Annotated in this window: 20 protein-coding genes; 6 read left to right on the forward strand and 14 right to left on the reverse strand. The window is 73.8% G+C overall.

Going from position 1 to position 21315, the window contains the following annotated elements; all coding sequences use genetic code 11:
* Positions 1–12 precede the first annotated feature (12 nt).
* Both pknB and OG946_RS07950 read left to right on the forward strand, forming a co-directional pair.
* Positions 13–1929 (forward strand): Stk1 family PASTA domain-containing Ser/Thr kinase, encoded by a 1917-nt coding sequence (gene pknB / locus OG946_RS07945; RefSeq protein ID WP_326795428.1) that lies wholly within the window; start codon positions 13–15, stop codon positions 1927–1929.
* 1 nt (position 1930) lies between these two features.
* The gene (locus tag OG946_RS07950; protein ID WP_326795429.1) at positions 1931–2857 is read left to right on the forward strand and encodes a deoxyribonuclease IV; all 927 of its coding nucleotides are present in this window, start codon (positions 1931–1933) and stop codon (positions 2855–2857) included.
* A gap of 14 nt (positions 2858–2871) precedes the next feature.
* On the opposite strand, the gene OG946_RS07955 is transcribed toward OG946_RS07950, so the two are convergent.
* Complete coding sequence (locus tag OG946_RS07955; protein ID WP_326795430.1) at positions 2872–3486, reverse strand: sulfite oxidase-like oxidoreductase; 615 nt, start codon at positions 3484–3486, stop codon at positions 2872–2874.
* A gap of 158 nt (positions 3487–3644) precedes the next feature.
* Here OG946_RS07955 and bfr point away from each other — a divergent pair, with 158 nt between their 5' ends.
* Positions 3645–4121 carry a bacterioferritin gene (gene bfr / locus OG946_RS07960; RefSeq protein WP_101424999.1) on the forward strand — a complete coding sequence of 159 codons (477 nt, stop codon included), beginning with the start codon at positions 3645–3647 and terminating at the stop codon, positions 4119–4121.
* A gap of 22 nt (positions 4122–4143) precedes the next feature.
* Here bfr and OG946_RS36030 read toward each other — a convergent pair whose 3' ends face one another.
* A complete protein-coding gene (locus OG946_RS36030) occupies positions 4144–4539 on the reverse strand; it encodes a (2Fe-2S)-binding protein (RefSeq protein ID WP_442814288.1) in 396 nt (131 codons plus the stop codon).
* 108 nt (positions 4540–4647) lie between these two features.
* Positions 4648–6009 (reverse strand): class II 3-deoxy-7-phosphoheptulonate synthase, encoded by a 1362-nt coding sequence (locus OG946_RS07970; RefSeq protein ID WP_326795431.1) that lies wholly within the window; start codon positions 6007–6009, stop codon positions 4648–4650.
* Positions 6010–6392: 383 nt separating this feature from the next.
* Between OG946_RS07970 and OG946_RS07975 the strand changes: the two genes are divergently transcribed.
* A complete protein-coding gene (locus OG946_RS07975) occupies positions 6393–8300 on the forward strand; it encodes an anthranilate synthase family protein (RefSeq protein ID WP_326800182.1) in 1908 nt (635 codons plus the stop codon).
* 54 nt (positions 8301–8354) lie between these two features.
* Here the strand turns inward: OG946_RS07975 and OG946_RS07980 are convergent, their stop codons facing one another.
* From OG946_RS07980 to OG946_RS07995, 4 genes are all read right to left on the reverse strand, one after another.
* Complete coding sequence (locus OG946_RS07980) at positions 8355–9383, reverse strand: 6-phosphofructokinase (RefSeq protein WP_047015301.1); 1029 nt, start codon at positions 9381–9383, stop codon at positions 8355–8357.
* Between the two features lie 178 nt (positions 9384–9561).
* On the reverse strand, positions 9562–10206 hold the full coding sequence (locus OG946_RS07985) for a response regulator transcription factor (protein WP_326800183.1): 645 nt from the start codon (positions 10204–10206) through the stop codon (positions 9562–9564).
* A gap of 422 nt (positions 10207–10628) precedes the next feature.
* The gene (gene macS, locus OG946_RS07990) at positions 10629–11867 is read right to left on the reverse strand and encodes a MacS family sensor histidine kinase (RefSeq protein ID WP_326795432.1); all 1239 of its coding nucleotides are present in this window, start codon (positions 11865–11867) and stop codon (positions 10629–10631) included.
* Positions 11868–11903: 36 nt separating this feature from the next.
* On the reverse strand, positions 11904–12659 hold the full coding sequence (locus OG946_RS07995; protein ID WP_326795433.1) for a lysophospholipid acyltransferase family protein: 756 nt from the start codon (positions 12657–12659) through the stop codon (positions 11904–11906).
* Positions 12660–12860: 201 nt separating this feature from the next.
* Here OG946_RS07995 and OG946_RS08000 point away from each other — a divergent pair, with 201 nt between their 5' ends.
* Both OG946_RS08000 and OG946_RS08005 read left to right on the forward strand, forming a co-directional pair.
* Positions 12861–13658 (forward strand): alpha/beta hydrolase, encoded by a 798-nt coding sequence (locus tag OG946_RS08000; protein WP_326795434.1) that lies wholly within the window; start codon positions 12861–12863, stop codon positions 13656–13658.
* Positions 13645–14337 carry a hypothetical protein gene (locus OG946_RS08005; protein WP_326795435.1) on the forward strand — a complete coding sequence of 231 codons (693 nt, stop codon included), beginning with the start codon at positions 13645–13647 and terminating at the stop codon, positions 14335–14337. The genes OG946_RS08000 and OG946_RS08005 overlap by 14 nt, the downstream gene beginning before the upstream one ends.
* Positions 14338–14416: 79 nt before the next feature.
* Here the strand turns inward: OG946_RS08005 and OG946_RS08010 are convergent, their stop codons facing one another.
* The 7 genes from OG946_RS08010 to OG946_RS08040 all read right to left on the reverse strand — a co-directional run bounded on the left by OG946_RS08010 (position 14417) and on the right by OG946_RS08040 (position 21214).
* Complete coding sequence (locus tag OG946_RS08010) at positions 14417–15748, reverse strand: sugar phosphate isomerase/epimerase family protein (RefSeq protein WP_326795436.1); 1332 nt, start codon at positions 15746–15748, stop codon at positions 14417–14419.
* A 215-nt stretch (positions 15749–15963) separates the two neighbouring features.
* Positions 15964–16740 carry an endonuclease/exonuclease/phosphatase family protein gene (locus tag OG946_RS08015; protein ID WP_326795437.1) on the reverse strand — a complete coding sequence of 259 codons (777 nt, stop codon included), beginning with the start codon at positions 16738–16740 and terminating at the stop codon, positions 15964–15966.
* A gap of 163 nt (positions 16741–16903) precedes the next feature.
* Positions 16904–17845, reverse strand: a complete 942-nt coding sequence (locus OG946_RS08020; RefSeq protein WP_326795438.1) for an ROK family glucokinase — start codon at positions 17843–17845, stop codon at positions 16904–16906.
* A gap of 73 nt (positions 17846–17918) precedes the next feature.
* On the reverse strand, positions 17919–18371 hold the full coding sequence (locus tag OG946_RS08025; RefSeq protein ID WP_326795439.1) for a DUF5304 family protein: 453 nt from the start codon (positions 18369–18371) through the stop codon (positions 17919–17921).
* A gap of 227 nt (positions 18372–18598) precedes the next feature.
* Complete coding sequence (locus OG946_RS08030; protein WP_326795440.1) at positions 18599–19912, reverse strand: ArsA family ATPase; 1314 nt, start codon at positions 19910–19912, stop codon at positions 18599–18601.
* An 8-nt stretch (positions 19913–19920) separates the two neighbouring features.
* Entirely contained in the window at positions 19921–20403 is a 483-nt protein-coding gene (locus OG946_RS08035; protein ID WP_047015311.1) for an SRPBCC family protein, read from the reverse strand.
* Positions 20404–20452: 49 nt separating this feature from the next.
* Positions 20453–21214 carry a metallophosphoesterase family protein gene (locus tag OG946_RS08040; protein WP_326795441.1) on the reverse strand — a complete coding sequence of 254 codons (762 nt, stop codon included), beginning with the start codon at positions 21212–21214 and terminating at the stop codon, positions 20453–20455.
* Between the last annotated feature and the right edge of the window lie 101 nt (positions 21215–21315).

Below are 21315 nucleotides of genomic sequence, written 5' to 3' on the forward strand. Positions count from 1 at the left end.
TGGGGAGATCCCATGGTCGGGCAGATGCTCGACGGGCGCTACCGCGTCGACGCACGCATCGCCGCCGGCGGCATGGCGACCGTCTACCGCGCGCTGGACACCCGGCTCGACCGGGTGCTCGCCGTCAAGGTCATGCACCCGTCGCTCGCCGCCGACGCCTCCTTCGTCCAGCGGTTCATCCTGGAGGCCAAGTCGGTCGCCGGCCTCGCCCACCCGAACGTCGTGGGCGTCTACGACCAGGGCACCGACGGCCCGCACGTCTTCCTGGCCATGGAGTACGTCCCGGGCTGCACCCTGCGCGACGTGCTGCACGACCGCGGCGCGCTCCAGCCGCGGGCCGCGCTGGACATCCTGGAGCCCGTGCTCGCCGCGCTCGGCGCCGCACACCGGGCCGGTTTCGTGCACCGCGACATGAAGCCGGAGAACGTCCTCATCGGCGACGACGGCCGGGTCAAGGTCGCCGACTTCGGGCTCGTCCGCGCCGTCAACACCCACACCACCGCCTCGACCGGCGCCGTGCTCGGCAGCGTGTCGTATCTGGCGCCCGAGCAGATCGAGCGCGGCGCCGCCGACCCCCGGGTCGACGTGTACGCCTGCGGCGTCATGCTCTACGAGATGCTCACCGGCGCCAAGCCGCACGCCGGCGAGCACGCCGCGCACGTGCTCTACCAGCACCTGCACGAGGACGTCGAGCCGCCGTCCGCCGTCGTCCCGGGGCTGCCCGCGCAGTTGGACGACCTGGTCGCCACCGCCGCCGCGCGCCGCAGCGAGGCGCGCCCCGCGGACGCCGTAGAGCTGCTGTCGTCCGTACGGAGCGCCCGCGCGCAGCTCACCGACGCGGAGCTGGACGCGGTGCCGCCGCAGGCCGTCGCCGAGGAGCGGATCGGCTCCGAGGACCGTACTGCCGTGGTCCCGAGCTCGGCCGCCACCCCGGCGCAGGAGCGGCTCAACGTCACCAGCGTGCTGGAGACGCCCGCCGCGGCACCCCCGGGCACCGCCGCCGGCCGGCCGCCGGGCCCGCCCGCGCCCGCTGACCAGGCCCGGCCGGGCCGCCCCAAGCCGCGGCTCGGGCTGCTGGCGCTGCTGGCGGCGGTGCTCTTGCTGGGCGTCGGCACGGGCGTCTGGTACATAAACTCCGGGCAGTTCACCAAGGTCCCCTTCGTGCTCGGCAAGACCGAGACCGAGGCGCGGAGCATGCTCTCCGGCGAGGACCTGGACGCGGACGTCAGGGAGGACTTCAGCGACACCGTGAAGGCCGGCCTCGTCATCCGTACCGACCCCGAGGGCGGCAACCGCATCCGCCAGGGCGACTCCGTGACGCTCGTGCTCTCCAAGGGTCCGGAGATGGTCGAGATCCCCGAGCTGTACGCGGTCCCGCTCGACGAGGCCAAGGACAAGCTGAGCGACGCCGGGCTGAAGCCGGGCGTGACGCGGGAGGCGTTCAGCGAGGAGCTGCCCGCCGGGCGCGTGATCAGCACGGACCCGGAGGACGGCGAGAAGATCAAGGCAGGCCGGGCGGTGGCGATGGTCATCAGCCGCGGCGCGCCGATAGAGGTGCCGGACGTCGTCGGCGACGACCAGAGCCACGCGGCTGAGGAGCTGCGCGAGGAGGGCCTGGCGGTCGAGGTCGCCACGGAGACGGTGTACTCGGAGGAGGACGCCGGCACCGTCGCGGAGACCTCGCCGGAGCCGGGCACGGAGCTGGGCGAGGGCGACAAGGTCACGCTGACGATCTCCAAGGGCCCCGAGGTGCTGGAGGTCCCGGACGTGGTCGACATGAGCGTGGACGACGCCGAGCAGACGCTGGAGGACGCCGGCTTCAGCGCGGACGTGAACCAGATCTTCTTCGGCGACACCGTCTGGCGGCAGTCCCCGGACGACGGGGAAGAGGCGCCGCGCGGCAGCGAGATCACCCTCTGGGTCAGGTGACGTGTCCTCCCGTACGCCCCCTGAACGACGCTCCGACCGGCCCGCCGCCCGCGCCCGCAACCCCGTCGGCAGCCACGTGCCCGTCGCCGGCGGGCTGGCCGCGAAGGGGCTGGCGCACGCGCGCAAGATCGGCGCGGAGGCCGTCCAGGTCTTCGTCGCCAACGCCCGTGGCTGGGCCACGCCGCCCGGCGACCCGGCGCAGGACGAGGAGTTCCGTAGGCGCTGCGCCGAGGACGGCATCCCGGTGTACGTGCACGCCCCGTACCTGATCAACCTCGGCTCGCACACCCCGGCGACCGCGGTGAACTCCGTCGCCTCGCTGCGGCACTCGCTGCGCCGCGGCCGGGCGATCGGCGCCCGCGGCGTCGTGGTGCACACCGGCTCGGCGACCGGCGGACGGCCCCGCGAGACCGCGCTCGCGCAGGTACGGGAGCTGACCCTGCCGCTCCTCGACGAGCTGGACGACGACCCCGACGCGCCCGCGCTGCTGCTGGAGCCGACCGCGGGGCAGGGCTTCTCGCTCTGCTCCCGGCTGCCGGAGCTGGGCGCCTATCTGGACCTGCTGGACCGGCACCCGCGGCTCGGCGTCTGCCTCGACACCTGCCACGTCTTCGCCGCGGGCCACGACCTGGCGGCGAGCGGCGGCGCGAAGCAGGTGCTGGACGAGCTGGTGGAGGTGGCGGGCCCGGGGCGGCTGCGGTTGCTGCACGCGAACGACTCCAAGGCCGCGGTGGGATCGCGCCTGGACCGGCACGAGAACATCGGGGCCGGGCAGATCGGCGCCGAGGCGTTCCGCGAGCTGATCCGGCATCCGGCGATAGCCGGCGTACCGCTGATCATCGAGACTCCGGGCGGCGGCCCGGAGGGGCCGAAGGCGGCGGCGGACATCGCGCTGCTGAAGGAGCTGCGGGAGCCGGCGGGGCCGTAGCGGGGCCCGTGGGGCTAGAGGTCCGGGCCGTCGCCCGGCTCTTCCTGGTACGAATAGCGCTGCTCGCGCCACGGGTCGCCGACGTTGTGGTAGCCGCGCTCCTCCCAGAAACCGCGGCGGTCGGCCGTCATGTACTCGACGCCACGCACCCACTTGGGGCCCTTCCACGCGTACAGGTGCGGCACCACGAGCCGGACCGGGAAGCCGTGCTCGGCGGTCAGCGGCTCGCCGTCCTTGTGCGTGGCGAAGATCGTCCGCTCGTCGGCGAAGTCGGCCAGCCGCAGGTTGGAGCTGAAGCCGTACTCCGCCCACACCATCACGTGCGTGACCTCCGGCGCGGGCGGCGCGAGCGCCAGCAGCGTACGGGCCAGCACCCCGCCCCACTCGGCGCCGAGCATGCTGAACTTCGTCACGCAATGCAGGTCGCCGACCACGGTCGCGTACGGCAGGGCCGTGAACTCGTCGTGCGTGAGGGAGCGCTTCGCGCCGTTCGCCGTGGCCCCGAAGACCTGGAACTCCCAGCGGTCGGGCTTGAACCGCGGCACCGGGCCGTAGTGCGTCACGGGCCAGCCGCGCTGCAGCCGCTGGCCAGGAGGCAGGTCCCCCTCGTGGCGCTCCGACTGACCCATGACCCCATGGTGGCAGACGCTTGCGCATGGTCATGACCGGGGGCGGCCCGGCCAGGACGAGGGCAACCCGGATAAGCCTGCACTTACTGGATCGTCCGGCCCCCGGGTGCGAGGATGCGCCCTGACCTGCCCGACCCACGCGGAGAGGAGTCCCGGTTATGCAGGGCGACCCCGAGGTGCTGGAATTCCTGAACGAGCAGCTCACGGCCGAGCTGACGGCGATCAATCAGTACTTCCTGCACGCGAAGATGCAGGAGAACTTCGGCTGGACGAAGCTGGCGAAGTACACCCGGTCCGAGTCGTTCGACGAGATGAAGCACGCGGAGATCCTGACGGACCGCATTCTGCTGCTGGAGGGGCTGCCGAACTACCAGCGGCTCTTCCACGTCCGGGTCGGGCAGACGGTCACCGAGATGTTCCAGGCCGACCGGCAGATCGAGGTGGAGGCGATCGACCGGCTGCGCCGCGGGATCGAGCTGATGCGCGCCAAGAGCGACATCACGTCCGCGAACATCTTCGAGGCGATCCTGGAGGACGAGGAGCACCACATCGACTACCTCGACACCCAGCTCGACCTGATCGAGAAGCTCGGCGAGGCGCTCTACATCGCGCAGCAGATCGAGCAGCCGGACTGAGCCCTCCGGGTACGGACCGGGGTCAGGCGGCCTCGCGCACCAGCGCGGCGCCGGCGTCGGCCGCGGCCTCCGCGGCGGCTTCGAGGGCGACCGCGGCATCGACGGTGACCTCGGCGTCGACGGTGGCCGGGGCGTCGGCCGTGACCGCGTTCTCCGAGGTCACCTGGCTCCCGGCGGCCATCCGGCTTCCGGCCGCCACCGGCGCGGCGCTCTCGTCGGCCGGCTGCCTGCCCTCCAGCAGCTCCCGGCGGGCGCAGCCCGCGCCGCGGCCGAGCAGCGCCTGGATCCGGCGCACGCACGAGCCGCAGTCCGTGCCCGCCTTGCACTCCGAGGCGATCTGGCGGGGGGTGCAGCGCCCGGCCGAGGCGTGCGCGCGCACCTGCTCCTCGGTGATGCCGAAGCACGAGCACACGAACACGCGGAACCCCCGGGCCGGGACGATTAGGTAACCCTAACCTTACCCGGCGCGGGGGTGCCGTGAAAGAGCCGCCCTGCCGTGACCTGCGTTACGTCACGGCGGGACCGCTCACTGGTCCCGGTACATCTCGGCGACCAGGAATGCCAGGTCGAGCGACTGGCTGCGGTTGAGCCGCGGGTCGCAGGCCGTCTCGTAGCGCTGGTGCAGGTCGTCCACGAAGATCTCGTCCCCGCCGCCCACGCACTCGGTCACGTCGTCGCCGGTCAGCTCCACGTGGATGCCGCCGGGGTGGGTGCCGAGCGCCTTGTGGACCTCGAAGAAGCCCTTGACCTCGTCCAGCACGTCGTCGAAGCGGCGCGTCTTGTGGCCGGAGGCGGCCTCGAAGGTGTTGCCGTGCATCGGGTCGGAGACCCACGCGACCTGGGCGCCTGACGCCGTGACCTTCTCCACCAGCGCGGGCAGCCGGTCACGCACCTTGTCGGCGCCCATCCGGGTGACAAAGGTCAGCCGGCCCGGGATCCGCTCCGGGTCGAGGCGGTCGATCAGCGCGAGCGCCTCCTCCGGGGTGGTCGTCGGGCCCAGCTTGACCCCGATGGGGTTGCTGATCCGCGAGGCGAACTCGATGTGCGCGTGGTCGAGCTGCCGGGTGCGCTCGCCGATCCAGACCATGTGCCCCGAGACGTCGTACAGCTCGCCGGTGCGCGAATCGGTGCGGGTCAGCGCCGACTCGTAGTCGAGGATCAGTGCCTCGTGCGAGGAAAAGAACTCGACGGTCTTGAACTCCTCCGGGTCCACGCCGCAGGCGTGCATGAAGCTCATCGCCCGGTCGATCTCGCGCGCCAGCGCCTCGTACCGCTGGCCGGAGGGCGAGGAGCGGACGAAGTCCTGGTTCCAGGCGTGCACCTGGCGCAGGTGGGCGTAGCCGCCGGTGGTGAAGGCACGCACCAGGTTCAGCGTGGCCGCCGAGGCGTGGTACATCCGCTTCAGCCGCTGCGGGTCCGGCGTGCGGGATTCGGGGGTGAACTCGAAGCCGTTGACGGAGTCGCCCCGGTAGACGGGCAGGGTGATGCCGTCGCGGGTCTCGGTGGGCTTGGAGCGGGGCTTGGAGTACTGCCCGGCGATCCGGCCGACCTTGACGACCGGGACGGACGCGGCGTACGTGAGCACGGCGCTCATCTGGAGCAGCGTCTTCAGCTTGTTCCTGATGTGCTCGGCCGAGACCGCGTCGAACGCCTCCGCGCAGTCACCGCCCTGGAGCAGGAAAGCCTCGCCCCGGGCGACGGCGCCCAGTTGATCACGCAGTTGGTCGCACTCGCCGGCGAAGACCAGCGGCGGATACGACTGCAGCTCGGCGGTCACGTCGCGCAGAGCCGCGGGGTCCGGCCAGTCGGGCTGCTGCGCCGCGGGCAGGTCGCGCCAGGTCTGGGGGATACCGGCGGCGCTCGTGGCGGGTTCGGCGTTGACAGTCACGGATCCAAGATTACGGGTTCGCCCGCACGGTCCCGGCCGGTGACCGACAGATGAGACGGAGCAGACAGTGAGCGGTTGGACGCGCCGCGGTGGGCTATGGTTTCCGCCATGTACGCGCTCGATGTCCGCACCTGGTGGTGGCCCGTCCGACCGGCGGCCACCTGATCGCGCGTACCCACGAAGACTCCGCGAAGGCCGCCCGAGGGGCGGCCTTCGGTGTTTCCGCGGGTCGGTCCCTCCGTCGCAGGAAGGAACGACCCGTGCAGCATCCCCCCAGGTCACGCCCGCAGGACCGGCCGGAGGACGGGGACGGCGAGCCCGGAGCCGCCGCCCCGGATACCGCCCAGGACACGGCTCCGGACGCCGCCCCGGACGCCGCCGCCCTGGTCCGCCGGCTGCTGGCCGACGGCGCCCCGCCGTTCGCCGTCCTCCGCCGCCGCACCCCGGGCCGCCCCGACGCGCCCGTCGAGGTCCTCCTCGGTGCCGTCCACGAGGTGGACCGGCTCGCGGACATCCCCGGCAGCGCGGCGCCCGGTGCCGCCGGGGCGCTCGCGCTCGTGCCGTACCGGCAGATCCGCGAGCGCGGCTTCGACGTCCGCGACGACGGCACGCCGCTGGCCGTGCTCGTCCCCGACGAGGTCCACGAGCTGCCCGCCGCCGCCCTGCTCGACGCCCTGCCCGCGCACGGCGTCCGCGTCGAGGGCGGCGGCTTCGACGTGCCGGACGAGGAGTACGCGGGCATCGTCGGCCGCGTACTCGCCGACGAGATCGGCACCGGCGAGGGCGCCAACTTCGTCATCCGGCGCACCTACGAGGGCCGCGTCGACGGCTTCGGCGCCGCCGACGCCCTCGCCCTCTTCCGCCGGCTGCTGGCCGGCGAGCAGGGCGCGTACTGGACCTTCGTCGTGCACCGCCCGGGCGTGCGCACCCTCGTCGGCGCCAGCCCCGAGGTGCACGTGCGGATGACCGGCGGCACCGTCGTGATGAACCCCATCAGCGGCACGTACCGCTACCCGCCCGGCGGCCCCGACAGAAGCGGCCTGCTGGCGTTCCTGCACGACGCCAAGGAGATCGAGGAGCTCTCCATGGTCGTCGACGAGGAGCTGAAGATGATGTGCACGGTCGCACGGGAGGGCGGGGTGGTCGTCGGGCCGCGGCTGAAGGAGATGGCGCACCTGGCGCACACCGAGTACGAGCTGCGCGGGCGCACCGCGCTCGACGCGCGCGACGTGCTGCGCGAGACGATGTTCGCCGCGACCGTGACCGGCTCGCCCGTGCAGAACGCCTGCCGCGTCATCGAGCGCTACGAGGCGGGCGGCCGCGGCTACTACGCCGGCGCCCTCGCCCTCCTCGGCCGCGACGCCGGCGGCGCGCAGACCCTGGACTCCCCCATCCTCATCCGCACCGCCGACATCGGCGCGGACGGCCTGCTGCGGGTCCCCGTGGGCGCCACGCTGGTCCGCGGCTCCCGGCCGGCCGACGAGGTCGCCGAGACCCACGCCAAGGCCGCCGGGGTGCTCGCCGCGCTCGGCGTACGGCCCGCGCCCCCGCGGCCGGCGGGCGGGGCCGGGCCGCGCTTCGCGGCGGACCCGGAGGTGCAGGCGGCGCTGGCGGCCCGCAGGACGCACCTGTCGCCGTTCTGGCTGCGCATGCAGCGGGTGCGGGAGCCGGCCGCGGGAGGGGCGGGACCGGTGCCCGGGCGGGTGCTGGTGGTCGACGGCGAGGACACGTTCACCGCGATGCTCGCCCACGTCCTGCGGGCGTCGGGCGCGGAGGTGGACGTACGCCGCTTCGACGCGCCCGGCGTACGGGACGCGGCGCTGGCGCACGAGGGCCCCGTCGTGCTCGGGCCGGGCCCCGGCGACCCGGCGGACACCGCGGACCCGAAGATGCGCTTCCTGCGCGGGCTGGCCGGCGAACTGCTGGCAGGACACGGGCACGGCCTGCTCGGCGTCTGCCTGGGCCACGAACTCCTCGCCGCCGAGCTGGGGTTGCCCCTGGTCCGCAAGGACGTGCCGTACCAGGGGGCGCAGGAGGAGATCGACTTCTTCGGCCGGCCGGAGACGGCCGGCTTCTACAGCACGTACACCGCGCGCTGCGACGACGCCGCCGCGGCCGCGCTGGCGGCGGCGCGCGGCGTCGAGCTGAGCCGCGACCCGCGCAGCGGCGACGTGCACGCCCTGCGCGGGCCCGGCTTCGCCGGGGTGCAGTTCCATCCGGAGTCGGTGCTGACGCTGGACGGCGACCGGCTGGTGCGGCAGTTGCTGGCGGCGGTGCTGGTACGGGGCTGAGGGTGCGGGCCGGCGGCGTGCGCGGAGCGGGCCGCCGCCGGCCCGTACCGCCGCTCAGCCGAAGAAGACGCCGACCTCCTCGTACAGCTTCGGGTCCACGGTCTTGATCCGCGCCGTGGCGGCGGAGAGCGGCACCCGCACCACGTCCGTGCCCTGGAGGGCGACCATCTTGCCCCAGTCCTCGTCGTGCACGGCCTCGATCGCGTGCAGCCCGAAGCGGCTGGCGAGCCAGCGGTCGTACGCGCTGGGCGTACCGCCGCGCTGCACGTGCCCCAGGACCGTCGTGCGGGCCTCCTTGCCCGTGCGCCGCTCGATCTCCTTCGCCAGCCACTCGCCGACGCCGGACAGCCGGACGTGGCCGAAGGCGTCCAGGGACTCGTCCTTGAGCACCATGTCGCCGTCCTTCGGCATCGCGCCCTCCGCCACGCACACGATCGGCGCGTAACTGGCCTTGAAGCGGGAGGTCACCCAGCCGCAGACCTTCTCGACGTCGAAGCGCTGCTCGGGGATGAGGATCACGTTCGCGCCGCCGGCGAGCCCGGAGTGCAGGGCGATCCAGCCGGCGTGCCGTCCCATCACCTCGACGACGAGGACGCGCATGTGGGACTCGGCCGTGGTGTGCAGCCGGTCGATGGCCTCGGTCGCGATGTTGACCGCGGTGTCGAAGCCGAAGGTGTAGTCGGTGGCGGAGAGGTCGTTGTCGATGGTCTTCGGGACGCCGATGACCTTGATGCCGTACTCGTCGGCGAGCCGCTGGGCGACGCCGAGGGTGTCCTCGCCCCCGATGGCGATGAGGGAGTCCACCTCCAGCTTCGCCATGTTCTCCTTGATGCGCTTGATGCCCCCCTCGACCTTCAGGGGGTTGGTGCGCGACGACCCGAGGATCGTTCCGCCGCGCGGCAGGATGCCGCGGACGGCGGGGATGTCCAGGGTGACGGTGTCGGCCTCCAGCGGTCCGCGCCAGCCGTCCCGGAAGCCGGTGAACTCGTACCCGTACTCCTGGACACCCTTGCGGACGACGGCCCGGATGACCGCGTTGAGCCCGGGGCAGTCACCGCCACCGGTCAGTACTCCTACCCGCATCACAGGTTTCCCTTCTGACGGTCGTGACCCCGCTGCAGCAACGCTAACGGTGATCCACCTCACACGACACGGAGCGAGCGGGATTCACGCACCAACCTGTCAATTAGGGGGCGGACTTCACCCGGAGGGGGGACCGGGAGGGTATGAGGGTGGCGGGCTCGGTCGTCGCCTCGCCGTCTCAGTCGTCGTCGAGGCCGCGCTCGATGGCGTAGCGGACGAGCTCGACGCGGTTGTGGAGCTGGAGCTTGCCGAGGGTGTTCTGCACGTGGTTCTGGACCGTGCGGTGGGAGATGACGAGGCGTTCGGCGATCTGCTTGTACGAGAGCCCCTTGGCGACGAGGCGCAGCACCTCGGTCTCGCGGTCGGTGAGCTTGGGCACCTCGGGCTCGTCGGCGTTCTCGGCGACGGGCTCGCCGGCGAGCCGGCGGTACTCGCCGAGCACGAGGCCGGCGAGGCCGGGGGTGAACACCGGGTCGCCCTGGGCGGTCCGGTGGACGGCGTCGGTCAACTCCTCGGTGCTGGCGGACTTCACGAGGTAGCCGGTGGCGCCGGACTTGACGGCTTCGAGGACGTCGGCGTGCTCGCCGCTGGCGGAGAGCACGAGCACCCGCACGCCGGGCTGGGCACCGAGGACCTCCTGGCAGACCTGCACGCCGGGCAGCCCGGGCAGGTTGAGGTCCAGCACGAGCACGTCCGGTACGACGGCCCGTGCCCGCCGTACGGCCTGCGGCCCGTCCCCGGCGGTGGCCACCACGTCGAACCCGGCGGCCGCCAGATCCCGGGCCACGGCATCACGCCACATGGGGTGGTCGTCGACGACCATCACCCGGACCCCACCGCTGCCTTCTCCGCCCACCTCGACTCCCTCCCTGCCACTACCGGACGGACACCGTCCGGGAACCATGGTGGCGCATGTATCTCGTCTCGGCACGTATCGCCTCCCGCGGGGACGTACGGATGACGGCGCGGCGGAGCAGGTGAAGGCGTGCGGGCGGGCGCGGGAATGGACACGTCACGCCTCCCGCGGGGACGTGCGGACGAGGGTGCGGCGGAGCGTCGGGCGGGACCGGTACGGCACCGCCTTCGGCGGGAGCCGGGGTGGGCAGGGGGCGGAGGTGTGCGCCCGAGTTCTGTTGCGGCGCCGGGCGGGGGCGTCGGGTGCGCGCCGCGGCTTCGCCCGCGGCGAGAGGCGGCGGGCGGGGTCGTACTCGAAAGTGGGAATCGCCTGCCCTCGCCGCCTTCGGGTCATCCGGGGAGGGGGGCCTTGTGTGGGGGGAGGCGGAGTTCTACTTCCGTGCCCTGGCCCGGGGTCGAGACCCACTCCGCCGTGCCTCCCAGGTCCCGCAGGCGGCCGCGGATGGACTGGGCCACCCCCAGGCGGCCTTCCGCCTCCGCCGCCGCCAGGCGGCCCCGCGGGATGCCGGGGCCCTCGTCCCGTACGGTCACCACCACCGTGCCGTCCGGCTCCTCCTCCAGCAGCACCCACGCCCGCGCCTCCGGGCCCACGTGCGCCCGTACGTTGTCCAGCGCCGCCGCCACCGCCGCCGCCAACTCCCGGGCCGCGTGCGCCGGCAGCGCCACCGGCGTGCCCGGCTCCGCGACGGAGACGCTCGGGCCGCCCAGCGACAGGAGGAGCAGCCGCAGGGACATCTCCCCCGCCTCCCCCTTCGGACCGTCGCCCTCCGGACCTCCGTCCGCCGGACCACCGCCCGCCGGACCGGCGGTACGTTCCGCCGCCGGCGCCGTCCGCTGCCCCGGCAGCGTCGCGCCCATCACCAGCGTCCGCAGCGCCGCCTCCTGCTCGCCCGCCAGCCGCCCCAGTTCCTTCGCCTCGCCGCCGATCGCCGCCCCGCGGCGCTGTACCAGCGCCAGCACCTGCAGCACGCTGTCGTGGATGTCGCGCGCCAGCCGCTCCCGCTCCCGCGTCGCCGCCTCGATCTGCAGCGCCCGGGCCAGCGTCCGCTCACTGGTCCGCGCGACCTCCACGATGTAGCCGATCGCCGTCGACGCGACCATCAGCAGCACGATGTTGTGGAAGTTGTCCTGCACGACCTCGCCGCGCTGCACGATGTTCGACAGCCCCACCGCCGCCGACGACGCCGCACCCCAGCGCCAGCCGCCCTTGACCGCGAAGCCCAGCACCGAGCCCGCCGCCCAGATCGACGGCAGCGTGGTCGCGCCGTCGTCGATGCGGGCCGGCGTCTCCACCGGGATCGTCAGCAGGATGCCGGTCAGCGTGAGCGTGATGTCCGCCGCGAGGAAGGGGTACGTGCAGCGCTCCGCCGACGAGACCCGGCGGAAGGTGACCAGCGTCCACAGCGTGAGGACCGCGAAGTACGCCCAGCCCAACGCCGGCCGCGCGACGTCGTCGTGACGGGGTACGAACTGCGCCACCGCGTACGCGAGCGTCAGCACCCGGAAGTACGTCAGCGCCTGCCACAGCGGCTGCTCCACCGACATCCGCCGCTTGCTCTGCCCGGCCATCGCCCCGACTCTCCCTCCCGCACGCGGACCGCCGCGCTAGGCGGCGTCCTGCCGCCCGCCGGCACCGGAGCCGCCGTCGGCCTTCTCCTCCGCCTTGCGCCGCTTGGCCTCGTCCGCCATCCGCCGCTTGGCCGCCGTCGCGTACTCGTCCACGTACTCCTGGCCGGAGAGCTTCATGATCTCGTACATGACCTCGTCGGTCACCGAACGCAGGATGAACCTGTCGTGCTCCATGCCCTGGTAGCGCGTGAAGTCCAGCGGCTTGCCGATCCGGATGCCGGGCCGCATGACCTTCGGCACCACCTGACCCGGCGGCTGGATCTTCTCCGTGTCGATCATCGCCACCGGCAGCACCGGCGCCCCGCTGAGCAGCGCCAGCCGGCCGAGCCCGCCGGGCTTGCCGCGGTAGAGGCGGCCGTCGGGCGAGCGCGTGCCCTCGGGGTAGATGCCGAACAGCTCGCCGCGCTCCAGGACCTCAAGGCCGCTCTTGATCGCCGCCTCGCCGGCGCCGCGGCTGCCGGAGCGGTCGACGGGCAACTGCCCGACGCCCTTGAAGAACGCCGCCGTCAGCCGGCCCTTCACGCCCGGGGTGGTGAAGTACTCCGCCTTCGCGATGAAGGTGACCTTCCGGTGCAGCATCGAGGGCAGGAAGAACGAGTCGGAGAAGGACAGATGGTTGCTCGCGAGGATCGCGGCACCGGTCTCGGGCACGTTCTCCATGCCCTCCACCCAGGGACGGAAGACGAGCCTCAGGCTGTTGCCGAGAGACATCTTCATCGCGCTGTAGAACAACCGGGGCCTCCTGCGATCCGCTCGTGTGACCATAGCGCTCCTGGTGGGAGAGCGGTATCCGGGGGCGCGGGCCCCGTCCCCGGGCGGCGCGGAGCGCCCGCCGGGTGTCCGCGGGGGGCCGTCCGTCCGTACGGGGCAGTACGCTCAAGGGCAGCGCCAGGCACGTATCCGCCGCCCGCCTGACACGATCGGAGTCCCGCCATGCCGGTCCTTCCCGGAGCCGAGCCGTTCCGCCAGCCGGGTGGCGAGACCGGGGTGCTGGTCTGCCACGGCTTCACCGGCTCCCCCCAGTCCGTACGGCCATGGGCCGAGCATCTCGCCGCCCGCGGGCTGACGGTCTCCATGCCGCTGCTGCCCGGGCACGGCACGCGCTGGCAGGACCTCCAGGTGACCCGCTGGCAGGACTGGTACGCGACGGTGGACCGGGAGCTGCGCGAGCTGTCGGAACAGTGCGCGCGCGTCTTCCTGTGCGGGCTGTCCATGGGCGGCACGCTGATGCTGCGGCTCGCCGCCCTGCACGGCGACGCGGTCGCCGGCGTGGTCGTGGTCAACCCGCTGAACAAGCTGCACGGGGTGCTGCCGAAGGCCCTGCCCGCGGCCCGCTTCCTGGTACGGAGCTCGCCGGGCGTGATCGACGACATCGCCAAGGAGGGCGCCGCCGAGACCGGCTACGACCGCGTGCCGCTGCACGCCGCGCACTCGCTGCGGCAGCTTCTCGCCCGCGTCGACGGCGAGCTGCCCCAGGTGACGCAGCCGCTGCTGGTGCTGCACAGCCGCGTCGACCACGTCGTCTCGCCGGTGGACTCGGCCCGTATCCTCGGCCGGGTCTCGTCCCGTGACGTCACGGAGACCGTGCTGGAGGACAGCTACCACGTCGCCACGCTCGACCACGACGCGGAACGGATCTTCACGGCCACCGACGACTTCATCGACCGGCTCACCCCGCCGGCCGACGGCAGCGAGCAGCGGAAGGAGGCCCGGGCCCGTGGCGGAGCGTAACCCGGACCGGGAGGACCCGCAGCAGGGCGACGGGCCCGCGGAGACGGAGCCGGCGGGCGCGGAGCCGACGGGGTCGGGCGGCGCGCCGCTGGACGAGGAGGCCGCGTGGGCGGAGATCGTCGCGGCGTTCGACGAGGACTCCGTGGAGCCGCCGCACGAGCGGGCGGCGCGCGCGGCGGCCGAGGGCGAGGGCCCGGCGGGCGGCGCGGCGGACGGCCCGGCGGACGGCCCGGCGGACGCGGGCGGCGGTGTCGCCACCGCGGAGGGCCCGGCGGACCCGGACGAGGACGGCGGCCCCGGGGACGGCGCCAAGAGCGGCGGCCCCGGGGGCGGTGACGGCGCGAGCTTCATCGTCTTCTCCGCCGGTACGGGACCGCGCGACTGGGAGGCCGCCGAGGCGTCGGACGACGACCTCGACGAGACCGACGAGGGCCACTTCGTCCCGCCCGAGCCGCCGCCGCTGCCGAAGGCCGACACGACGACCAAGTTCGCCTGGCTCGCGGTCCTCGGCGGCCCGCTGCTCCTGCTGGGGATGCTCATCTTCCAGCAGCCGATGACCTGGTGGGCCTCGGTGCTGGGCATCGGCGGCTTCCTCGGCGGCTTCGCCACGCTCGTCGCGCGGATGCGCCCCGGCGGCGACGATGACGACGAGCCGCCGGGCGGCGGCGCGGTCGTCTAGCCGGCCCCGGGGACACCCCGGCCCCGTAACGGAACCACTGCACCGTGGTGAAGGAGGTCAGGAAGCGGCCGTAGCCGGTTCAGCCGTACACGTCGCCCCAGACGGTCCGCAGCGCCCCCACCTCGCGCACCAGCGACTCCCGCGCGGCCGGAACCACATCGGTCGCCGCGGCCAGCAGGCCCAGGGCCTGGTCGAGTGCCTGCCGCGCGTCCGCCGGGGAGCCCTGCAGGTAGTCCAGCTCGGCCGTTTTGAGCAGCCCGGAGAGCCGCAGCCACGAGCGCAGGCCCACCGCCCGCTCGCGGTGGAGGTCGCGCAGGTGCTCGCGCAGTGCGCGGAAGGGCGATTGCTTCGTGGCGGCCAGACCGGCGCGCACGTCGGCGAGGAGCGCGGCCACCTGGTCGAACGGCGGCGTCGGCTGCTTACTCGGGTTGTCCGGCGCGTCCTTGGCCCACAGCCGCTCGACCGGCACCGCGTGCTCCCAGCCGCTGAGCCGCAGCGCGGTGAACAGCCGCTCGTAGTCCATCGGCGGGCCGGCGGAGTCCGCCCCGGCGGGCAGGCGCTTGACCTGGATGCTGTCCGAGTACGGCAGGCATGCGGCGATGTCGCGGTACCAGTCGTAGCCGTCGCCGGTCGGCGCGCGGAACGGCCGGAAGTACCCGGTGTCGTTGATGATGGAGACATTCTCGTGCCCGGTCCACTCGATGGTCCGGATGGTCTGCTCGGCGGTGGCGGTCATGTCGCCGTGGTTCTGCAGCAGGATCCTGACGCCCTTGGGCGCCGCGTACTCCGCGATCTCGCGGAGCGCCGGCACGATCCGGGCGCGGGTGACCGTCTCCCAGCCGCCGGCGGCGTCGAGGTCCGCGGGCACGACGCCGGAGAACACGCGGATGGCGGGCGCTCCCATCGCCCGGGCGACGTCGATCCAGAACCGGGTGCGCAGGATGTCGAGTTCACGGCGCGACGGGTCGGCGAAGTCGTTGAAGACACCGGTCCCGGTGATGGGCAGGCCCAGCCGCTCGCACCGCTCGCGCAGCCCGGTCGCGAAGGCGGTGATCTCCTCGGCCGGGCGCGAGGGCATGGTGTGGGTCTCGTACCCCGGGATGTAGTACGCCGTGATGTCCACCGCGTCGAACCCGGCCTGCGCGGCCCAGTCGACGGCCGCCATCGTGCTGAGCTGGGGCGCGCCGTTGGCGCGGTTCTTGATCCAGGACTGGATGTTCTGGTTGAAGCAGAAGAGGTTCATGCTGACCGGGTAGTCCGCGGTGCTGTAGCGGGCCGCCGGGCGCCCCGGAGCGGCGGTCGCCGGCGCCGGGGCGACCGCGGCGCGGGCGGACCCGGCGAGCGCGGCGCTCGCCACCGCGGTGCCGGCGGTGAGTCTGAGCAGGTGCCTTCGGTCCAGATCGCTGGGCATGATTCACGCTCCTGTTGGCCCCATCACACGTGACGCCGGGGTTGCGGGGGGCGGCAACGGCTTCGCGCAAGCGTGCGGCAAGCGCTTACCAAAGCGCTGCGGGACGGACAGTACGGCGGCGGGTGACGGCGGTCAAGGAGTGTCACAGCCCCGGATGCCGGCGTTCCACCGGCCGCGAGCCGACGACGGTCCGGCCCTCGGATCCGGTACTCACCTCAGCGTCCGGGGTCCGCGGTCCCGTCCGGCGCGGGGACGCGGAGCACCGCCAGGACCGGGAGGTGGTCGGTGGCGACGCGGAGGTCGGCCGAAGAGAGGCCCGGCAGGCCCTCCGGGACGCCGCAGCCCAGCACCTCGACCGCATCGGCCGCGAGCACGGCGTCGATGCGCTTGCGCGGGTTGAGCGCGGTGGAGGTGTGCCGCCCGCCCCAGGGGCTGACGACCCAGCCGTCCTGCAGTTCGGCGGCGAGCCGGCGGAACGCCGGGCCCTTGGGGCGCTCGTTGAGGTCCCCGGCGACCGCGACGTGCGGCTCGCCGAGGGCGCGCACGTGCGCGAGCACCAGCCCGGCCTGCTCGTAGCGCTCGGCCTTGGCGAGGCTCAGATGCGTGCTGACGACGGCCAGCCGGGCATCGCCGAACCGCAGCACCGCCGTCGCCAGACCCCGCTGGTGCAGGCCGCGGGTGCGGGGCAGCAGGGTCTCGTCGGTGCGCTCCACGTGGGCGCGCAGACCGGCGAGGAGCATGGGCCCGGCGCTGGTGGCGCCGCCGGTGACGTACAGCAGGCCGGTGGCGCGGGCGAGCCGGGCGGCCTTCTTGCGCCAGCGGAAGAAGCGGGGAGCTTCCTGGATGCAGACGACGTCGGGGGCGCAGGCGCGGATCACGCGGGCGAGGGCGGCGGTGTCGTCGCGCATGGAGCGGATGTTGTAGCTGAGCAGCCGGACGACGGCGGAGCCGTCCGGCTCGGTGCGCGAGGCGGGCAGATCGGGCAGCAGCACGGGGGTGAGACTACCGGGGTACGGCGGTGGGGGGTGGCCGCCGCGGGCCGCGGCGTCGCGGAAGCCGGGGGCCGTTCCGTACCGGAGGCCGTGGGCCCTCGTGCCTTCGGGTGCTCGCACCGTCCGGCACGCGGGCCGTCACGTCATCCGCGCCGGCCGGGCGTCAGCCCTGGCGGGCCAGGTCGGCGGCGCCGACGAGGCCGGCGCGGCCGCCGAGTTGGGCGGCGAGCACCTGCGCGTGCGGGCGCCACTGGCTGCCGACGAGCCAGCGCCGGAACGACTTGCGGATCGGGTCGAGGACGAGGTCGCCCTCGTCCGAGACGCCGCCGCCGACGATGAACGCCGACGGGTCGAAGAGCGACGCCAGGTCCGCGAGCCCCGCGCCCGCCCAACGGGCCAGCTCCCGGAACGAGTCGACCGCCACCGGGTCGCCGCGCCGGGCGGCCTCGCTGACGTGCCGCCCCTGGACGCCCTCGGGCGTACCGTCGCCGAGGGCGAGCAGTATCTCGGCGGACTCGGGGGTGGCGGCGGCCCGCTGGCGCGCGTACCGCACGAGGGCGCGGCCGGAGGCGTACTGTTCCCAGCAGCCCTGGCTGCCGCAGCCGCAGAGCAACCCGTCGGGCACGACGCGGATATGACCGAACTCCGCGGCCACGCCGAAGCGGCCGCGGTGCAGCCGGCCGCCGATGATCACGCCGCCGCCGAGGCCGGTGCCCAGGGTGATGCAGACGACGTCGTCGTGGCCCTGGCCGGCGCCGAAGCGGTACTCGCCCCAGGCGGCTGCGTTGGCGTCGTTCTCGACCACGACGGGCAGGCCGATGCGCTGCTCGACCTTGTCCTTGAGCGCCTCGTGGCGCCAGTTGACGTTCGGGGCGAAGAGCACGGTGGCGCGCTTGTCGTCCACGTACCCGGCGGCGCCGATGCCGACGGCCTCGGCCGGGGTCGCGGACGTGACCTCCTGGACCGCCGCGCAGATGGCGTCCACGACGCCTTCGGGTGTGTCGGGGGTCGGTACCGTGCTCGTCCGGATGATCGAGCCCTCTTCGTCGACCACACCGGCCGCAATCTTGGTGCCGCCGATGTCGACGCCGATGGTGAGTCCCATGTCTCCCTCGGTTATTCGGTTCGAGCCCCGCTGCGCCTCCTCACATTACCGGAGGCAGCGCGGGGCCCGGCCGTCAGTCGAGGTCGATCTGCTTGGGGCTGCTGGGTGGTTCGTCGTCCCGCGACCAGTCGGCTTCCTGCCGCTGAACTGCGGCGCGGTAGGCGGCGGCGATCTCCGTGCCGGCGGTGGCGAGGTGGTCGAAGACCTGCGGATTGCGCTCCACGACGGGCTCGACGACGGTCTTCACGGAGGCGAGGAACTGCTTCGCGAACTGCTGCGCGGCGGTCTGCGCGACGGCGGCGGTGCCGCCGGTCGCGCCGGGGGCGCGGAGCTCGGAGACCTTGTCGGAGAGGGAGTCGAAGAAGCGGCGCAGCTCCTCCGCGGCGCTGACGGGCTCGGGCCCGTAGACCGCGCGCCGCCGGGCCTGCTCGGCGGCGAAGTCCTCGGCACACGCCTGGGCCCACGCGTCCGGGTCCGGGACGGTGGACGCCGCACCGGGTTCAGGGCGCTCGATGGCATCACTCATACATCGACGGTACCCGACCGCCGACTTCACGTTCACTGCCGCGCAGAGGGTTGTGTGCCCGGGGAGGCGGGAGGCGGGGGTGGCGGGGGTTGCGCCCGGTGTGGAGGTGGGTGGGGAGGGCGACGGACGGAGCGGGGCGGGGCCGACGAGGCGGGTGGGCACGAGTCCGGTGAGGCTGCGCGGGCGGGCGGCGGTGCGGCATGGGGTGCCCCGGGCGGCTCGGCTCGTCAGCGGGGCTGGGGCCAGACTGCCGGGTCCGGGGTGAAGCGGATGTGGAGTTCGGCTTCGTGGAGGCCGGCCCGGGTGATGGTGCAGCGGCGTAGTGCCGCCGGCAGCGGCAGGGCGCGGCGGTGGCCGGCCGCCGTGACCAGGAGTTCGTCGCCGCGGCGTACGAGGGTGAGGTCCCCCCGTTCGACGCCCGGCAGCGGCAGGCGGTACAGCAGCACGCCCTCGTCGGCCAGCAGGTCGTCCACCTCCGCCGGATCCCCGGGGTCGATCGCCGCGGGCCGTGCGCCCGGCGGCGCCACCGCCTCCGCCAGCACCGCCAGGGCCACCGGGCCCTTCGGCTCCGGGCCCAGGTGCGGCAGCACGCAGAACCTGGCGCCCGCGTCGCGCAGCTCCGCGCCCAGCTCCTTGGCCACGCGGTGCTGCTCGTCCGCCAGCGTCGCGTACCAGGCGTCGTCCGAGCCCCCGGGCAGCACCCGGTTCGCCACGACGGCCTCGACCGCGCACCCCTGCAGCGCGTACGCCGCGCGCGTACGCCGCAGCTCGCGCGCCCCGCGCGGAGTCGCCTCCAGTACGAACCGCACCCGCGTCCCCGCGGCCTCGGCCGCCTCCCGCACGGCCTCCAGCCGGTGCTCCCAGCGGGCCGCCGCCTCGTACACCCGCCCCGCCGGCACCGGCGCCCCGAGCAGCCGCCCCAGCAGTGGCCGCAGCCCCCGCGCCGCCTGCCGCTCCGCAGGCAGCAGCCGCCGCAGGTACCGCACCAACTGCTCCGGCAGCGCCAGCGCCCGCAGCGTCTCCCACGCGGCGGGCATGTCCACGACGGCCAGATCCCACGCCCCGGACGCAGCGGAGTCCCCGGCCGCGGGTACGCCGCCGCCCTCCGCCCCGGTCTCGTACAGCGCCACCAGCGCCCGCAGCACCGCGAACTCGCGCGAGCCCGGCAGCGGCGTCAGCTCCTCCGCCGCCAGCGGCGTCGCGCCGAGTAGCTCCAGGGTGTCCTCGTACCGCTCCTGCCAGACCGCCAGCGACTCCGTCGCCGACTCCGCCCCGCGCAGCCGCGCCGCCCACAGCCCCGTCTCGACCCGGACGGGATCCGTCCACGGCGGGGTCTCCCCCGACCGCTCGGCCGCCGGCTCCGCGGCCGGCCGCTGCCCCGGGATCTGCGCCTCCCGCGCGCCCGTCAGCAGCCCGCCCGCCTCCCGGTCCGCCGTCAGCAGCAGCACCCGCGCTCCGTCGCGCGCGGCCCGCAGCGCCGTCGCCGCCGCGACCGTCGTACGGCCCGCGCCGGCCGCGCCGGTGACGAGGAGAGTACGCACGCGGCCCGTCAGTCCGTGCCGGAACCGGAACCGGAGTCGGCGGAAGCGCCCGGCACGCTCTCGACGCGCTGCTTCAGCCCGTCCAGCGCCCGCTCGATGATGATCTTCTCCATCTTGCGCTTCATCATCCCGAGCATCGGGATCTTGACGTCGACGGTCAGCTCGTACGTCACCTCGGTGCGCTCGCCGCCCGCCAGCGGCCGCAGCAGATACGCCCCGTCCAGCGCGCGCAGCATCTGCGACTTCTCCAGCGTCCAGCGCACCTCGTGCGGTCCCGCCCAGGTGTACGCCAGCGTCTGTTCGTCCCGGATCGTCTTCGCGTCCAGCACCAGCAGCACGCGCACCGCGCGCCCCTGTCCGTCCGCTTCGAGCACCTCGGTCCGCCGCACCTCGCCGGTCCACTCCGGGTAGCGGTCGAAGTCCGCGATCACCGTCATCACCGCGTCCGGCGCGGCGTCGATGGTGATGCTCGACCTGGTGTGCTCTGCCATGCCTTGGCTCCTCCGTCAACCGTCCGCGCTGAAGGTTACCGCGCCCGGTTCACCACTCCAGAACCCACGGCTTCCCACGGGACGCGAAGTGCCCGACGTTCACGCACTCCGTCGCCCCGATCCGCATCCGCCGCGCCAGCGGCTGGTGGACGTGGCCGAAGAGCGCGTACCGCGGCCGCACCTTGTGCACCGCCTCCAGCAGCGCCTCGCTGCCGCGCTCGAAGCGGCGCGCCACCGTGTCGTAGCAGAGGTCGGGGACGAGGGGCGGGATGTGCGAGCAGAGCACGTCGACGTCGCCGACGGCGGCGACCTTCGCGGCGTACGTCTCGTCGTCGATCTCGTACGGCGTGCGCATCGGCGTCTGCAGTCCGCCGCCGACGAAACCGAAGACCAGCCCGCCGATCTCGACCCGCTCACCGTCGAGGACCGTGGTGCCCTCGCGGGCGAACTCGGGCCACAGCCGCGGGATGTCGACGTTGCCGTAGGTGGCGTACGTCGGCGTGGGGAAGGCCGCGAACAGCTCCGCGTACTGCTTGCGCACCGCCTTCTCGATCTCCCCGCGCTTGTCCATCCCGGCCCACAGCGAGCGCACGAACTCCCGGTGCTCGTCGAACCTGCGGGCGGTGCGCAGCTCCACGCTGCGCGTGGTGTTCGCGACGCCGAAGAGGTCGGGGAAGATGCCGCGCGAGTGGTCGGCGTAGTCGATGAAGAGGATGAGGTCGCCGAGGCACACCAGCGCGTCCGCGCCGTCGCCCGCGCGGGCCAGATCCGCGCTGTTGCCGTGCACGTCGCTGACCACGTGGACCCTCATGCGATCACCCTACTTCCGGCGCGCACGGCGCCCCGACGGCGCCCGTGCGGCACCCGCACGGCGGTGAGCGGCGCCACTGCCGCAAGGCGCCCCCGTGGGGA

It is taken from the genome of Streptomyces sp. NBC_01808, assembly GCF_035917395.1.
Lineage (GTDB): Bacteria > Actinomycetota > Actinomycetes > Streptomycetales > Streptomycetaceae > Streptomyces.

What these genes read in the sequence shown, in the direction of transcription:
- pknB (WP_326795428.1), top strand. Translation starts at nt 13, where the DNA reads ATGGTCGGGCAGATGCTCGACGGGCGCTACCGCGTCGACGCACGCATC.
- OG946_RS07955 (WP_326795430.1), bottom strand. Translation starts at nt 3,486, where the DNA reads ATGGGTCAGTCGGAGCGCCACGAGGGGGACCTGCCTCCTGGCCAGCGG.
- bfr (WP_101424999.1), top strand. Translation starts at nt 3,645, where the DNA reads ATGCAGGGCGACCCCGAGGTGCTGGAATTCCTGAACGAGCAGCTCACG.
- OG946_RS07980 (WP_047015301.1), bottom strand. Translation starts at nt 9,383, where the DNA reads ATGCGGGTAGGAGTACTGACCGGTGGCGGTGACTGCCCCGGGCTCAAC.
- OG946_RS07985 (WP_326800183.1), bottom strand. Translation starts at nt 10,206, where the DNA reads ATGGTCGTCGACGACCACCCCATGTGGCGTGATGCCGTGGCCCGGGAT.
- macS (WP_326795432.1), bottom strand. Translation starts at nt 11,867, where the DNA reads ATGGCCGGGCAGAGCAAGCGGCGGATGTCGGTGGAGCAGCCGCTGTGG.
- OG946_RS08000 (WP_326795434.1), top strand. Translation starts at nt 12,861, where the DNA reads ATGCCGGTCCTTCCCGGAGCCGAGCCGTTCCGCCAGCCGGGTGGCGAG.
- OG946_RS08010 (WP_326795436.1), bottom strand. Translation starts at nt 15,748, where the DNA reads ATGCCCAGCGATCTGGACCGAAGGCACCTGCTCAGACTCACCGCCGGC.
- OG946_RS08020 (WP_326795438.1), bottom strand. Translation starts at nt 17,845, where the DNA reads ATGGGACTCACCATCGGCGTCGACATCGGCGGCACCAAGATTGCGGCC.
- OG946_RS08025 (WP_326795439.1), bottom strand. Translation starts at nt 18,371, where the DNA reads ATGAGTGATGCCATCGAGCGCCCTGAACCCGGTGCGGCGTCCACCGTC.
- OG946_RS08035 (WP_047015311.1), bottom strand. Translation starts at nt 20,403, where the DNA reads ATGGCAGAGCACACCAGGTCGAGCATCACCATCGACGCCGCGCCGGAC.
- OG946_RS08040 (WP_326795441.1), bottom strand. Translation starts at nt 21,214, where the DNA reads ATGAGGGTCCACGTGGTCAGCGACGTGCACGGCAACAGCGCGGATCTG.